General features: G+C 68.2%; 12 protein-coding genes. All 12 read left to right on the top strand.

Annotated features, from left to right (window positions below; genetic code table 11):
• Positions 1-167 precede the first annotated feature (167 nt).
• Complete coding sequence (locus HUA78_RS28435) at positions 168-1,193, top strand: ligase-associated DNA damage response exonuclease (RefSeq protein WP_174477575.1); 1,026 nt, start codon at positions 168-170, stop codon at positions 1,191-1,193.
• Positions 1,194-1,196: 3 nt separating this feature from the next.
• Positions 1,197-2,792: an ATP-dependent DNA ligase gene (locus tag HUA78_RS28430; RefSeq protein WP_174477574.1), complete on the top strand. Its 1,596-nt coding sequence runs from the start codon at positions 1,197-1,199 to the stop codon at positions 2,790-2,792.
• 136 nt (positions 2,793-2,928) lie between these two features.
• The gene (locus tag HUA78_RS28425) at positions 2,929-5,352 is read left to right on the top strand and encodes a ligase-associated DNA damage response DEXH box helicase (RefSeq protein WP_254623939.1); all 2,424 of its coding nucleotides are present in this window, start codon (positions 2,929-2,931) and stop codon (positions 5,350-5,352) included.
• Complete coding sequence (pdeM, locus tag HUA78_RS28420; protein WP_174477572.1) at positions 5,322-5,975, top strand: ligase-associated DNA damage response endonuclease PdeM; 654 nt, start codon at positions 5,322-5,324, stop codon at positions 5,973-5,975. The genes HUA78_RS28425 and pdeM overlap by 31 nt, the downstream gene beginning before the upstream one ends.
• Position 5,976: 1 nt before the next feature.
• The gene (locus HUA78_RS28415) at positions 5,977-6,342 is read left to right on the top strand and encodes an HNH endonuclease (RefSeq protein ID WP_141646855.1); all 366 of its coding nucleotides are present in this window, start codon (positions 5,977-5,979) and stop codon (positions 6,340-6,342) included.
• Positions 6,343-6,834: 492 nt separating this feature from the next.
• On the top strand, positions 6,835-7,497 hold the full coding sequence (locus tag HUA78_RS28410; protein ID WP_141646856.1) for a cytochrome c3 family protein: 663 nt from the start codon (positions 6,835-6,837) through the stop codon (positions 7,495-7,497).
• Positions 7,494-10,658, top strand: a complete 3,165-nt coding sequence (locus tag HUA78_RS28405) for a TAT-variant-translocated molybdopterin oxidoreductase (protein WP_174457686.1) — start codon at positions 7,494-7,496, stop codon at positions 10,656-10,658. Before HUA78_RS28410 ends, HUA78_RS28405 begins: the two co-directional genes overlap by 4 nt.
• Before the next feature lie 2 nt (positions 10,659-10,660).
• The gene (nrfD, locus tag HUA78_RS28400) at positions 10,661-12,061 is read left to right on the top strand and encodes an NrfD/PsrC family molybdoenzyme membrane anchor subunit (protein ID WP_141646857.1); all 1,401 of its coding nucleotides are present in this window, start codon (positions 10,661-10,663) and stop codon (positions 12,059-12,061) included.
• Between the two features lie 4 nt (positions 12,062-12,065).
• Complete coding sequence (locus tag HUA78_RS28395) at positions 12,066-12,611, top strand: DUF3341 domain-containing protein (RefSeq protein ID WP_141646858.1); 546 nt, start codon at positions 12,066-12,068, stop codon at positions 12,609-12,611.
• Complete coding sequence (locus HUA78_RS28390) at positions 12,608-13,201, top strand: cytochrome c (protein WP_141646859.1); 594 nt, start codon at positions 12,608-12,610, stop codon at positions 13,199-13,201. The genes HUA78_RS28395 and HUA78_RS28390 overlap by 4 nt, the downstream gene beginning before the upstream one ends.
• Complete coding sequence (locus tag HUA78_RS28385) at positions 13,198-14,433, top strand: hypothetical protein (protein ID WP_174477571.1); 1,236 nt, start codon at positions 13,198-13,200, stop codon at positions 14,431-14,433. The genes HUA78_RS28390 and HUA78_RS28385 overlap by 4 nt, the downstream gene beginning before the upstream one ends.
• A complete protein-coding gene (locus tag HUA78_RS28380) occupies positions 14,430-14,891 on the top strand; it encodes a hypothetical protein (protein ID WP_174477570.1) in 462 nt (153 codons plus the stop codon). Before HUA78_RS28385 ends, HUA78_RS28380 begins: the two co-directional genes overlap by 4 nt.
• The last annotated feature ends 22 nt before the right edge of the window (positions 14,892-14,913 follow it).

Genomic DNA, 14,913 nt, shown 5'->3' with positions numbered 1-14,913 from the left:
CCCGGCGAGGACCATCGGCGAGCCCCTGGGCCGCCATTCCCGGTGAAGCCGTCAAGGCGGGGAGTGATGACCGGGCGGCTGGCGACCATCCCAGGAACCAGGGCGGGTAAGAGGCCTGCGCCCCCCCGGTGGTCGTGCTCGGAAGCCCTCGTTATTTCTGAAGGACCGTGGACGCCTCCGTCTCCTTCCAGGCCCGAAGGCCGCTCGTCACAGTGACGCCCCACGGGCTCTATTGTGAGCCTGGAGGTTTCCACATCGACCCCTGGCGTCCGGTGGAACGGGCGCTCATCACCCATGCGCACGGGGACCACGCGCGCTCGGGCCACCAGCGATACCTGGGCACCCGAGCGGGCGAGGCCCTGCTGCGACGTCGAGTGGGCGCCGACTCACACATCGACACCCTGGAGTATGGCGAGTCGCTGAAGCTCAACGACGTCACCGTGAGCTTCCACCCGGCGGGCCACGTGTTGGGGAGCGCGCAGGTTCGCCTTGAGCACCAGGGCGAGGTGTGGGTCGTCTCTGGCGACTACAAGCGGGCGGCGGACCCGACGTGCGCGCCCTTCGAGGTGGTGCGCTGCCACACCTTCATCACCGAGGCGACGTTCGGCTTGCCCATCTTCCGCTGGGACGATGCGCGCGAAGTGGCGGAGGACATGCTGCGGTGGTGGGACGCGAATCGCGCGGTGGGACGCTCGGCGGTGCTGTTCTGCTACGCCCTGGGCAAGGCCCAGCGGATCCTCGCGGAGCTGGCGCGACTGACGGACCGGACCGCCTTCATCCATGGCGCGCTGCATGGGTTGGTGGAGGCCTACCGGGACGCGGGCGTGAAGATGCTGCCCACGCAGCTCGTATCGGAGGTGGAGAAGGGCACGTCCTTCGCGGGCGCGCTGGTGCTGGCGCCTCCGAGCGCGGGCGGCTCCACCTGGATGCGGCGGTTCGGCGAGGCGGAGACAGGCTTCGCTTCGGGCTGGATGCGCGTGCGCGGCAACAGGCGGCGGCGGGGCTTCGACCGGGGCTTCGTGCTGTCGGACCATGCGGACTGGCCCGCGCTGCTCCGCACGGTGGCGGACACAGGCGCGGAGCGGGTGCTGACGACGCACGGCTCCGCCGAGCCCCTGGCGCGCTACCTCCGCGAGCAAGGCGTGGACGCATCCCCACTGGCGACCCCCTTCGAGGGCGAGGCGGAGGACTGACCCATGCGACGACTCGCGGACCTGTACGAGCGCCTGGACCAGACCACCTCCACGAACGCGAAGGTGGAGGCCCTCACGCGCTACTTCCAGGAAGCGCCTCCCGAAGACGCCGCGTGGGCGCTGTACTTCCTCACGGGACAGAAGCTGAAGCGACTGCTCACCACGAAGCAGTTGGTGGGATGGACGCAGGAGCTGACGGGCATTCCCGACTGGCTGTTCGCGGAGGTGTACGCGTCCGTCGGGGACCTGGCGGAAGTCATCGCCCTGCTGCTGGACAACCTGGAACGACCGAGCACACCGGAAGAGCTCCCGCTGTCGCTATGGCTCACCCAGCGACTCATGCCCCTGCGTGAGCTGGAGGTATCAGCGCAGCGCGAGCAGGTGGTGTCCTGGTGGCGGTCGATGCCCCGGCGCGAAGTCTTCCTGTTGAACAAGATGCTCACCGGGGAGCTGCGCGTGGGCGTCTCATCCACCCTGGTGGTTCGCGCACTCGCGAAGGTGGCGGAGCTTCCCGCGCCGGACGTCGCGCACCGGTTGATGGGGACCTGGACGCCCTCGAAGGAGTTCTTCCAGCAGCTCGTCTCGCCGGACGTCTCGGATGGGCACCATTCGCGCCCGTATCCGTTCTATCTGGCGTCTCCCCTGGAGCAACCGCCGGAGTCCCTGGGCGACCTCTCCGAGTGGCTGGTCGAATGGAAGTGGGACGGCATTCGAGGCCAGCTCATCCATCGGCGGGGCGACGTCTATCTCTGGAGTCGGGGAGAGGAGCTCATCACCGACCGCTTCCCCGAAATCACCGAGGCGGCGAAGGCCCTCCCCGAAGGCACGGTATTGGACGGCGAGGTGTTGGCGTACGAGGACGGCAAGCCCCTGCCCTTCGCGCGGCTCCAGCGTCGAATCGGTCGGCAGAAGCTGACGCCCCGGGTGCTCGCGGAGGCGCCCGCCGCGTTCATCGCGTACGACTTGCTGGAACAGGACGGTCAGGACTTGAGGGCGCTGCCGCTGCGCGAGCGTCGCGAGCGACTGGCCGCGCTGCTCAAGCACCATCCCGCCTTCCCACTGTCCCCCGCCGTGGAGGCGTCCTCGTGGGAGGCCCTGGCGCACACGCGAAGCGAGGCACGTGAGCGGAACGTCGAGGGCTTCATGCTCAAGCGTTCGAGCTCCGCGTACCTCACGGGGCGCAAGCGTGGCGATTGGTGGAAGTGGAAGATCGACCCGTTCACCGTGGACGCGGTGCTGCTCTACGCTCATCCGGGACACGGCCGACGCTCCTCGCTGTACACCGACTACACCTTCGCCGTGTGGAACGGCACGGACCTGCTGCCGGTGACGAAGGCGTATTCGGGCCTCACGGACGAAGAGATTGGCCGACTGGACCGGTGGATTCGCGCGCACACGCGCGAGAAGTTTGGACCGGTGCGTTCGGTGGAGCCCGAGCAGGTCTTCGAGCTGCACTTCGAGGGCATCCAGAAGTCACCCCGCCACAAGTCGGGCGTCGCGCTGCGCTTCCCTCGCATCGCCCGCTGGCGCACGGACAAGAAACCGGGGGACGCCGACTCGCTGGACTCGCTCAAGGAGCTGCTCCATGCCGGCGCGTAGGTCGCCCTCGCTCCGAGCCCAGCTCCAGGCCAGGAGAAAGGCACTCCATGGCGACACGACCTCGACTCCCGCGACCCCGAGGAGGAAGAAACCTCGCCCAGGAGCGCGCTCACCTCCGGCCGTGAGAAGCCCTCCCATGGAGCGACTTCGCGGCTGGTTCACGTCGAAGGGTTGGTCGCCCTATGCCTTCCAGGAGGAAGCCTGGGCCGCGTATGCGCGCGGGGACAGTGGGCTCATCCACGTCCCCACTGGCGCGGGGAAGACGTACGCCGCCTATCTCGCGCCGCTGGCGGAAGTGGCCGAGCACGGAGAGAAGGGGCTCCAGCTTCTCTACGTGACGCCGCTGCGCGCGGTGTCACGCGACGTGGAGCAGGCCCTTCGCGAGCCGCTGAGCGTGCTGGATGCGGACCTCGAAGTGGAGAGCCGCACCGGAGACACCTCCTCCTCGGTGCGACAGCGACAACGGCAGCGCCTTCCCGAAGTGCTCATCACCACACCGGAGTCGCTCTCGGTGATGTTGTCGAACGAGCGCGCACCGGAGCTGTTCTCCTCGCTGCGCGCCGTCATCGTGGACGAGTGGCACGAGCTGCTTGGCTCCAAGCGAGGCACGCAGACGGAGCTCGCCCTGGCGCGATTGAGAGGCTTCGCGCCACGCATGCGCACCTGGGCGCTGTCCGCCACGCTGGCCAACCTGGAGCAAGCCGCCCGACACGCGGTCGGCACCCGCTTCCACCCCACCCTCGTCAGCGCGGACCTGGAGCGCCCGGTGGACGTGGAGACATTGCTGCCGGACGAGGTGGACACCTTTCCATGGGCGGGACATCTGGGCTTCACCATGCTGGCCCGCGTCGCCGCGCGATTGGACCCGGCGCAATCCACGCTCATCTTCACCAACACGCGCTCCCAGGCGGAGCGTTGGTTCGAGGGCCTGCGCTTCGCGCGTCCCGAGTGGGAACACCTGCTCGCGCTGCACCATGGGTCCATTGACCGTGACGAGCGGGAGCGCGTGGAGCGTGGCCTCAAGGACGGCTCCCTGCGCATCGTCGTGTGTACCTCGTCGCTGGACCTGGGCGTGGACTTCGGCCCCGTCGAGCGAGTGGTGCAGGTGGGCAGCCCCAAGGGCATCGGTCGAACGCTCCAGCGCGCGGGACGCGGAGCCCACCGTCCCGAGGCCACATGCAACATCCTCTTCGTTCCCACGCACGCACTCGAGCTGGTGGAGATGGCCGCCGCCCGAGAGGCCCTCGCACGCAAGGAAGTCGAGCCGCGCGAGCCTCCCAACAAGCCCTTGGACGTGCTGGCCCAGCATCTGGTGACGTGCGCGCTCGGAGGCAGCTTCACCCGAGAAGCCCTGCGCCATGAGGTGCGCGGCGCCGCAGCCTACGCGGACCTCACCGATGAGGAGTTCGACTGGACGCTCACGCTGGTCCGTGAAGGCGGCCCCACGCTGACCGCCTACCCGGAGTTCCGCCGCGTCGAGGAGCACGAGGGACGCTTCGTCGTGAAGGACGCCCGCGTCGCCCGGCTGCACCGCCTCAACATCGGAACCATCAGCTCCGACGACGTGGTGGAGCTGCGATACTGGAGCGGGGGCCGGTTGGGCAGCGTGGAGGAGTCCTATGTCAGCCGGCTGCGCCCGGGAGACACCTTCCAGTTCGCCGGAAAGAAGCTGGAGCTCGGCCGACTCCAGGGGCTCACCGCGTATGTGCGGCCCGCGAAATCGAAGGTGACGCGAACCCCGCGCTGGGGCGGCAGTCGCCTTCCACTGTCCACCTCACTGGCCGCCGCCGTCCGCCGCACCCTCGACTCCGCGCGCCACGGCGACGTCACCTCCGACGAGCTCGCCGCCGCATGGCCCATCCTGGAGGCCCAGGAGCGACTGTCACGCATCCCCGCTGCGGGCTCGCTGCTGGTGGAGGTGTGTCAGACGCGCGACGGGCATCACCTCTTCCTCTATCCCTTCGAGGGACGGCGGGTGCACGAAGGACTCGCGGCCCTGCTCGCCCTGCGGCTGACGCGGCTCCAGAAGGCCACCTTCAGTGTGTCCGTGAATGACTACGGCCTGGAGTTCCTCAGCCCCGCACCCTTTCCCTTCGAAGAAGCCCTGCGCCCCCGCCTCTTCACGCGCGAGCGCCTGGTGGAAGATGTCCTCGAGAGCGTCAACGTGGGCGAGCTGACGAAGCGTCAGTTCCGGGACATCGCCCGCGTTGCGGGCCTGGTGCTGCCCGGGCTCCCCGGAGCGCGCAAGTCCACGCGGCAGGTACAGACGAGCGCCGCCCTCCTCCATGATGTCTTCGCCCGCTATGACCCGGGGCACCTGCTGCTCACCCAGGCCCGCCGCGAGGTGCTGGAGCAGCAGTTCGAGCAGGGCCGCCTGGAGCGCGCGCTGGAACGCCTGGAGTCGAGCCCCCTGGAGCTGCTCCATGTCCGGAGGCCCACGCCCCTGGCCTTTCCGCTCGTCGTCGAGCGCATCAGCGCGAGCCTCTCCAGCGAGTCCCTGCTGGAGCGGGTGGAGCGAATGAAGGAGCGATGGACGCGAGACGATGCCAGGTCCGCGTAGGCGGCACCCCGCTGGAGCTTCTTCCAGAACGAGCCCTGCACTGGCCCGAAGCCCGCACGCTCGCGGTGGCCGACCTGCACTGGGGCAAGACGGAGAGCTTCCAGCAACACGGCATCCCCCTCCCCCTGGGGGTGCTCGAGGACGACCTGGCCCGCCTGTCCTCGGCGCTCGCCACCACGGGCGCCCGTCGGCTGCTCGTCCTGGGAGACCTCGTCCACTCCAGGGAAGGCCTCACCCCCGCGCTCATCCGAAGGCTCGCGGACTGGCGCGCCTCCCACGCCGACGTGGAGCTGGTGCTGGTCCGGGGCAACCATGACCTCCGCGCGGGACCCCTGCCAGCGGAGTGGCACCTGGACGTCCACGAGTCCCACCTGGATGAGGGCCCCTTCCGCTTCGCCCACCACCCCACCCCCTCAGCGGGCCGGTACGTGTGGGCCGGTCATCTCCACCCCACCGTGAGGCTGGCGGCTGGCGCGGACCGCCTCCGTCTCCCATGCTTCTACCTGGGGCGAGAGGTGGGCGTGCTCCCCGCCTTCAGCGCGTTCACCGGCGGGCTCGACCTGAAGCGCCGGCCCGGGGAGCGCGTCTTCGCCCTCGCCGGCCCCTCCGTGGTCGAGGTGTAGGATGAGCGACTCCAAGCGCCGCAGGATTCTGGGCATCATCGCCACGGACACCACCTTCGAGCGCACCGAGCACCGGGGCCGGGAGGCCTGGCTGGGCAAGTGCCTGCACTGCAACGCGCATCTCGTGGTGGGACTGGATGGCGAGCCCATCAGCCGGGCCACCATCGAGCACATCCTCCCGCGGACGGCCGGGGGGACGGATGCGCCGGAGAACCTGGGCCTGGCCTGCGCCCGCTGCAACCAGGGCAAGGGCCGCCGGCATGACCCGAACTACCACCGGGACGCGCGCGCCCGGGAGCTGGTGGAGAAGCTGCTCACCCGCCGAAAACAGCGCTGGCGGGAGCCCGACGGCGCGGACTCCGAGTAAGCCTGTCGCAAGTCTCGGTCGACGACATGTCTCTGTCCGAAGCTGAACCCGCGCGCAGGTCTGCCCATACGTCGCGTGAGCATCACGCCGAGCCATCCGAGGGCGCGCGATGATCCACCGTGGAGGGGCAAAGGCTCAACGTCGCTTCCTCCCGCCAGAAGAGAGATTCATCACCTCCGGACCGCGATTTCCCGCCTCCGCGCGAGGAAGTGGTATCCCACGGCCACAACATCAGAATGGTTGACACTGCGGTGTCGATGGTCGATGGTCCCGCGCCGCGTTGGGTTGGGCCTGGAGGAGGGACCTGCCCGCGGCAACATCCATAGAGGTTTCGTTGGACGTGACTGCTTCGCCTTCCGCGTGCCAGGAGCCGCCCCCCCGCCCCGACGGGGCCGGGATCGCCCCGCCGCTTCTCGCGTTCGGCCACGTCCGCGCCTCTTCCTCTTCTTCTGTCACCGCAGTTGTAGAAGCCCCCTTGCCCATGGTCCTGGTATGAGCGGCCCTCTGTTTCCACGCTGGACGAACACGGTGTCTCGGCTGTCCGCCGCGGCGCTTCTTGCCGTGCCCGCCATCGGTATCGGCGGCCTCATGGCTTACGTACGGTCTCCGTACGTCACCAACCAGCAGATGCCCATCGAGCAGCCCATCGAATTCGACCACCGGCACCACGCGGGGGACGAGAAGATCGACTGCCAGTATTGCCACTGGAGTGTGGACAAGGCGCCCTCCGCGGGCATCCCGTCCACCACCGTGTGCATGTCCTGCCACGCCCAGGTGTGGAACAAGAGCCCGTACCTCACCGAGGTGCGCAAGGCCTTCTTCGCCGACTCACCCATCCAGTGGGTCCGCGTCCACAACCTGCCGGACTTCGTCTACTTCAACCACGCCATCCACGTGAACAAGGGCGTGGGATGCGCCAGCTGTCACGGCCGCATCGACCAGATGGGCGCGGTGGAGCAGTTCGCTCCGCTCACCATGGCCTGGTGTCTGGAGTGTCACCGCAATCCCGAGCCGCACCTGCGGCCCTCGGAGTTCATCACGTCGATGACGTGGACTCCGCCGTCGGACAAGGCCGAGGCCATCGCGCTCGGCGAGAAGCTGAAGGATGAGTACGACGTCCACTCGCGCACGAGCTGCTCCACATGCCACCGATGAACACGAAGCGCGACGGCGCGCCGTCGCAGGAATCCTCTTCCTTCGCGCTCCCGGTCGTGTCGGACCGGCCCGCCGCGGCGCCTGACGCCGTCGGTGAGGCACTGGAGCACGCCGCAGCGAACGCCGACTCCGCCGAGCACGGCTACGGCCAGTCGTACTGGCGCAGCCTCGAGGAGAAGCTGGGCACCTCCGAGTACATGGAGGAGTCCCGCCCGGAGTTCCCCGTGGGCGCGGACCTGCCCCCCACGGGCTTCATCCGCCGCGAGTTCATGCAGTTGCTCGGCGCGTCGCTGGCCCTGGCCGGCGCCACGGCCTGCAGCACCCGTCCCGCGGACGAGAAGCTGCTGCCGTACACGAAGACGCCGCCGGAAGTGACTCCCGGCAACCCCCTGCACTACGCGTCCGCGATGACGCTGTCCGGTCACACCTCCGGCCTGCTCATCACCGCCCGCGAGGGTCGCCCGGTGAAGGTCGAGGGCAACCCCGACCACCCGGTCAACCAGGGCGCCGCCTGCACCTTCGAGCAGGCGTGGCTGCTGTCGCTCTATGACCCGAGCCGCGCGCGCGTGCTGCGCCAGGGCAAGACGCCCCGCGCCCAGCGCGTGCTCAACGAGACCATCGCGTCCCTGGTCGGCAAGTCCGCCTCGGAGAACGGTGGCTCGCGCGTGCGCTTCCTCACGGAGGCGGTGGGTTCGCCGCTGACGAGCGACCTGCGCAACCGCATCATCAAGAAGCTGCCCAACGCGCGCTTCCACAGCGCCTCGTCCAACCAGGACACGCAGGCGGAGACGCTGCGCACCCTGTTCGGCGGGCAGCACGTGGCCGCGCTGTACGACTTCTCCCAGGCGGACATCGTCCTGTCGCTGGACGCGGACTTCCTGGAGAGCTGCCCGGGCAACCTGCGCAACATCCGCGAGTTCGCGGACCGTCGCGACCCGCGCAAGGGCAAGCTCAACCGCCTCTACATGGCGGAGGCCCGCTTCTCCATCACCGGCGGCATGGCGGACCACCGCCTGCGCCTGAAGTCGCAGGAAGTCCTCGGCCTCGCCGCCGCGGTGGCCCAGGCCATCGGTGGCAGCGCCGCTTCCCTGGCGGGCGCCGCGGCCGCGAAGTCGCCGCTGCGCGGTGAGCTGGGCAACTGGGTGCAGGCGGTCGCCTCCGACCTGCGCGCCGCCGGTCCCGGCCGGTCGCTGGTCATCGCGGGTGAGCGTCAGCCCGCCGCGGTCCACGCGCTGGCCCACGCCATCAACAACGCGCTCGGCAACGGCGACAAGACGGTCCGCTACATCCAGGCCCCCATCGCGGAAGCGACGGGCATGTCCGAGGTCCGCACCCTGGTGCAGGACATCGAGGCCGGCCGCGTCGACACGCTGGTCATCACCGCCTACAACCCCGTCTTCACGCTGCCGGACGACGTGGGCCTGGGCAAGGTGCTCAGCAAGGACCACCCCGCTCGCGCCAGGCTCAACGTCCTCTACACGGCGCTCTACGAGGACGAGACCAGCGCGCACGTCGACTGGTTCATCCCCGCGGCGCACCCGCTGGAGACGTGGGGCGACGGCCGCTCGGTGGAGGGCACCGTCTCCATCGCCCAGCCGCTCATCCAGCCGCTCTTCAACGGCATGCCGGAGTCGGAGCTGCTCGCCATGTTCCTGGACGAGCCCTTCCGCCCCGCCTACCAGCTCCTGCGCGACTACTGGCGCGGGCAGACGGCGAACGCGGCGGACTTCGAGGCCCGCTGGGAGTCCTGGGTCGCCCAGGGCTTCATCGAGAACACCGCGTCCAACCCCGTCGCGGGCTCGCCGGACTTCGGCGCCGCCGCCTCGCTGGTCGCGGGCTACACGCCCCCGGCCTCGGGTGACCTCGAGCTGAACTTCGTCAACGACTACAAGGTCTACGACGGCCGCTTCGCCAACAACTCCTGGCTGCAGGAGCTGCCCGAGCCCATCACCAAGATGGTCTGGGACAACGCCGCCCTGCTGGGTCCGGACACGGCGAAGGCGCTCAACCTCGCTCCCGGCGACATGGCGGAGCTGACCTACAACGGCCAGAAGCTGACGGTGCCGGTGTGGGTGGTTCCGGGCCACGCCGACAACACCGTGACCATCGCCCTGGGCTACGGCCGCAACGGGCTGCACGAGCAGGTCGCCAAGGGCGTGGGCTTCAACGTCAACCCGATTCGCACCAGCAAGAACCCCTGGTTCGACGGCGGCGCCACGCTCACCAAGGTGCGCGGCAGCTACAAGTTCAGCCTGACGCAGACGCACTGGCGCATGGAGAACCGCCCCATCGCGCTGGACATGCCCATCTCCGAGCTGGAGCACCCGTCCACGGAGACGCAGCACACCCTGCACCGCGTGAAGGGCGAGCTGAAGCCGGGCATCCAGGACAACCTCGTCGATTTCGACTACTCCAAGGGCTACAAGTGGGGCATGGCCATCGACCTGTCCCGCTGCACGGGCTGCAGCGCGTGCGTGGTGGCCTGCCAGGCGGAGAACAACATCCCCGTCGTGGGCAAGGAGCAGGTGGGCCGCAGCCGTGAGATGAACTGGCTGCGCATCGACCGGTACTTCGAGGGTCCCGAGAACGACCCGAAGATGGTCATGCAGCCCGTGATGTGCGTGCACTGCGAGAAGGCCCCCTGCGAGTACGTGTGCCCGGTGAACGCCACCGTGCACTCGGACGAGGGCCTGAACGACATGGTGTACAACCGCTGCGTCGGCACGCGGTACTGCTCCAACAACTGCCCGTACAAGGTCCGCCGCTTCAACTACCTGCACTACACCGCGGGCAAGACGGCCACCGAGAAGATGCTGATGAACCCGGACGTCACGGTGCGCAACCGCGGCGTCATGGAGAAGTGCACGTACTGCGTGCAGCGCATCGAGCGCGCCCGCATCGACGCGCGCGTCAACAAGCACCTCATCAAGGAAGCGGACCTCAAGACGGCGTGCCAGCAGACGTGCGCCGCCCAGGCCATCGTCTTCGGCTCGCTGAACGACGAGAACCAGCTCGTCACCCAGCTCACCGAGGACGTCCGGGCCTACAAGCTCCTGCACGAGCTGGGCACCCGTCCGCGCACCTCGCACCTCATCCGCGTGCGCAACCCGAATACCGCCCTCGAGCCGGCCAAGGCCGCGACGAAGGAAGGGAGCCACTAATCATGGCCGAGACCGCCGCCACCCCGCTCGATCCGCTTGAGCCCCGGGACCTCATCCCGCCGCACCACGACGACAAGTCCCTCAACGAGACGCTGCTGGACCATGTCTGGCGCAAGCCGGGCAAGGGCTGGTTCATGCTCTTCGGCCTGACGCTCAGCGCGCTGGGTCTGCTCGTCGTCGGCGTCACCTACACGCTCGCTCGAGGCATCGGCGTGTGGGGCAACAACCAGCCGGTCGGCTGGGCGTTCGACATCATCAACTTCGTCTGGTGGGTCGGTATCGGCCACGCCGGAACGCTCATCTCCGCCATCCTCCTGCTCTTCCAGCAGAAGTGGCGCACGAGCATCAACCGCTTCGCGGAAGCCATGACGCTGTTCGCCGTCATGTGCGCCGGTCTGTTCCCGCTGCTGCACACCGGCCGTCCCTGGTTCGCCTTCTGGCTGTTCCCCTACCCCAGCACCCTGGGCGCGTGGCCGCAGTTCCGCTCCCCGCTGGTGTGGGACGTGTTCGCCATCTCCACGTACCTCACGGTGTCCGCGCTGTTCTGGTTCGTGGGCCTCATCCCGGACCTGGCCGCGCTGCGTGACTCGTCCAAGACGAAGCTCCAGCGCACCATCTACGGCCTGTTCGCGCTCGGCTGGCGCGGCTCCGGTCGGCACTGGCACAACTACAAGATCGCCTACCTGCTCCTGGCCGGCCTCTCCACGCCGCTCGTCGTCTCGGTGCACACCATCGTTTCGTTCGACTTCGCGGTGTCCCTACTGCCCGGCTGGCACGCGACCATCTTCCCGCCCTACTTCGTGGCTGGCGCCGTGTTCAGCGGCTTCGCGATGGTGATTACGCTCATCGTCCCGGCGCGAAAGTACCTGGGTCTGCGGGACGTGATTACGGACCGCCACCTGGAGAACATGAACAAGGTCATCCTCGCGACGGGCCTCATCGTGTCCTACGGGTACATGATGGAGCACTTCATCGCCTGGTACTCGCAGAACCAGTTCGAGTTCTGGACCTTCTACGTGAACCGCGCCACGGGCCCCTACGCCGGCGTGTACTGGCTGATGATCGCCTGCAACGTCATCACCCCGAACATCTTCTGGTTCAAGAAGTGCCGCACCAGCGTGCCCATCATGTGGGTGGCCTCCATCGCGGTGAACATCGGCATGTGGTGCGAGCGCTTCATCATCATCGTGACGTCGCTGAGCCAGGACTTCCTGCCGTCCTCGTGGGGCATCTACACCCCGACCTGGGTGGACTGGTGCATCTACATCGGCACGCTGGGCCTGTTCGGCACCCTGTTCCTCCTGTTCCTGAAGTTCGTGCCCGCGGTGGCCATCAGCGAAGTGAAGGAGCTGCAGTTGGAGCTCAAGCACGCCGCCCACCAGAAATCCCACGGAGCGCACTAGAGTCATGGAAGCCACTGTCCTCGATTCCTGGGTGCTGGCCGAGTTCGAGACGCCAGATGTCCTCGTGGATGCCACCCGTCAGATGCGGGAGAAGGGCTTCCAGGGGATGGACACCTACTCTCCGTACCCGCTGCACGGCGGCTCGGAGGCCCTGGGCCTGCCCCCCTCGAAGGTCCCCTTCATCGCGCTGTGCGGTGGGCTCACGGGCCTGACCACGGCGCTCGCCATGCAGACCTGGATGAACACGTACGACTACCCGCTGAACATCGGTGGTCGTCCGCTCCTGTCCCTGCCGGCGTGGGTGCCGATTACGTTCGAGCTGAGCGTGCTGTTCGCCGCGTTCGGCATCTTCTTCGGCCTCTTGGGGCTGAGCCGGCTGCCGCAGCCGTACCACCCCGTCTTCGAGTCCGACGCCTTCCGCACCGCGTCCACGCACGGCTTCTGGCTGAGCGTGCCGCATGCGACGGGCCAGGACGCCGCGGCCGTCATTGACCAGCTCAAGGCCCTGGGTGCCACCCAGGTGACCGTCGTCACGGGAGAGAAGGAATGAGGTGGCTCATCCCCGCCGCCGGACTCGTCGCCCTGTCGGGCTGCGACGTCCCCTCGGAGTTCCTCCAGCGCATGGAGCACCAGGCCAAGTACGAGTACTACGAGGCCTCTGATTTCTGGGCGGACGGCCGTGCCATGCGCACGCCCCCGGCCGGAACGGTGCCCCGCGAGCGCTTCGACAAGCTCCCGGAGCTCAAGGACCCCGTCGCCCGGCAGACGGCCCTCAGCGGCCGCGCCAACGGCCAGCCCGTGGCCACCATCCCCGTGACGGTGGACCAGGGCCTGCTGAGTTTGGGTCAGAAGAAGTACAACATCGTCTGCTCGCAGTGCCATGGCGTGCTCGGCGACGGCAACAGCGTGGTGGCGGAGAACATGGCCCTGCGCCTGCCGCCGTCCCTGCTGGAGCTGGAGAGCAAGGCGGCGGGCCACTTCTACACGGCCATCAACGAGGGCTACGGCGTGATGCCGTCCTTCTCTGGTGAGCTCGACGTGCGCGAGCGCTGGGCCGTGGTCGCCTACGTGCGAGCCCTTCAGGAAGCCCGCAACACCCGTACGGGCGGGCAGCAGCCCGTTCCGCAGGAGAACCGATGACCCCCGCAGCCGAAGCCTCAGTCCCCCTGGAGCGCTACACCGGCACGCCGAAGTTGATGGTGCCGGCGTTCGGCCTGGGCGCCCTGGGCCTCTTGGCCACCCTGGCCGGCTTCTTCGCCTCGAGCGATGCCTATGCCAAGGGTGCGGCCGCCCACAGCTACCTGCTCGCCTTCGTCTACTGGGTGGGCATCAGCGTGGCCTTCCTCATCATGGTGGCCATCTTCCACACGGCGAAGGCCAAGTGGCTCATCGTCCTGCGGCGCACCATGGAGACGGGCGCGTCCGCGGTCCCCGTCTTCATCCTGCTCATCATCCCCGTGATTCTCATGGCGGGCTACCTGTACCCCTGGTGGCCGGGCTCGCCGCTGCGCGCCGCCATCACCGGCCTGGAGTCCGAGCACCTGTCGCACAAGGAGCACGGCTACCTGAACTGGAAGTTCACGCTCGTCCGCCACGTCATCTACTTCGTGGTGTGGGCCTTCGCGGCGTGGAAGCTGCGCGGGCTGAGCCTGAAGCAGGACGCGGAAGGCGGGCTGGACCTCACGGTGCGCATGCGCCGCTTCTCCCCCGGAATCCTCCCCTTCCTGGCGCTGACCATCACCTTCGCGTCGTTTGACTGGCTGATGAGCCTCACGCCGCTGTGGCAGTCCACCATCTTCGGCGTCTACTACTTCGCGGGCAGCTTCCTGGCCGCCTTCTGCATCCTGACCATCGCCACCACCAACGCCCGGGGCAAGGACCTCTACGGCAACGTGGTGACGCCGGCCCACTTCCACAACCTGGGCAAGCTGATGCTGGCCTTCACGGCATTCTGGGCCTACATCGCCTTCTCCCAGTTCATGCTGGTGTGGATCGCCAACATCCCGGAAGAGGCGCCCTGGTACGGCCTGCGCATCTTCGGCGCGTGGAAGCCGATGTCCATCGCCCTGTTCTTCGGCCACTTCGTGCTGCCGTTCTTCGTGCTGCTGTCACGGAATCTGAAGCTGCAGCCCCGCAAGCTGTCGGTGGTGGCCGTCTACCTGCTGGCCATTCACGCGGTGGACCTGTACTGGCTCATCTGGCCGGCGCTGACGGGGACCAACGGCCCCACCTTCCACTGGACGCTCATCACCGCGTTCCTGGGTGTGGGTGGCATCGCGGTGGGCTTCGCGCTGATGAACGCGCGCAACAACTACACGATGCCGGTGAAGGACCCCTACATCGCGGAGTCCCTGAGGTACGTGCAGCCATGAAGAAGACCCAGGTTGAGCTCGAGTCGCGTGTCATCGTCGGCGCCCACGGTGTGGCCGCCGAGGAAGACCACATCGTGATGAGCAAGGTGGTGGGCATTGGCGCCGGCTCGCTCGTCATCTTCGCGGTGGGAATCGTCTGGGCGTACGCCATCCAGGTCCGCACCATGAAGGAGGCCCAGCCGGACGGTCCTCCTCCGCGTCCGGCGGCCATGGGGCAGTACGAGGTGGGTATCGTCAACCAGCGCCTGTTCGAGCAGGACTGGCACGCCGAGGAGAAGATTGGCGGCCAGCAGCAGGCCCTGCAGGCCGGCTGGGGCGACCAGCCGGGCGTCAAGGCGCACCCCAACCTGGACGAGGCGATGAAGTCCGTCATCGCCAAGAGCCGCAACCCGCCCCCGGCGCCTCCCGCGCCCGCCCCGCCGCCGGCTCCGGAGCCCACTCCGGCGCCGCGGCAGTAGCTTCCCTCACCTGCCTCGCGTA

The organism is Myxococcus sp. CA033, assembly GCF_013336625.1.
In the GTDB taxonomy this organism is placed as follows: Bacteria; Myxococcota; Myxococcia; order Myxococcales; family Myxococcaceae; genus Myxococcus; species Myxococcus llanfairpwllgwyngyllgogerychwyrndrobwllllantysiliogogogochensis.
The sequence above is the reverse complement of the archived record's forward strand: the minus strand, read 5'-3'. Positions and strand labels throughout refer to the sequence as shown.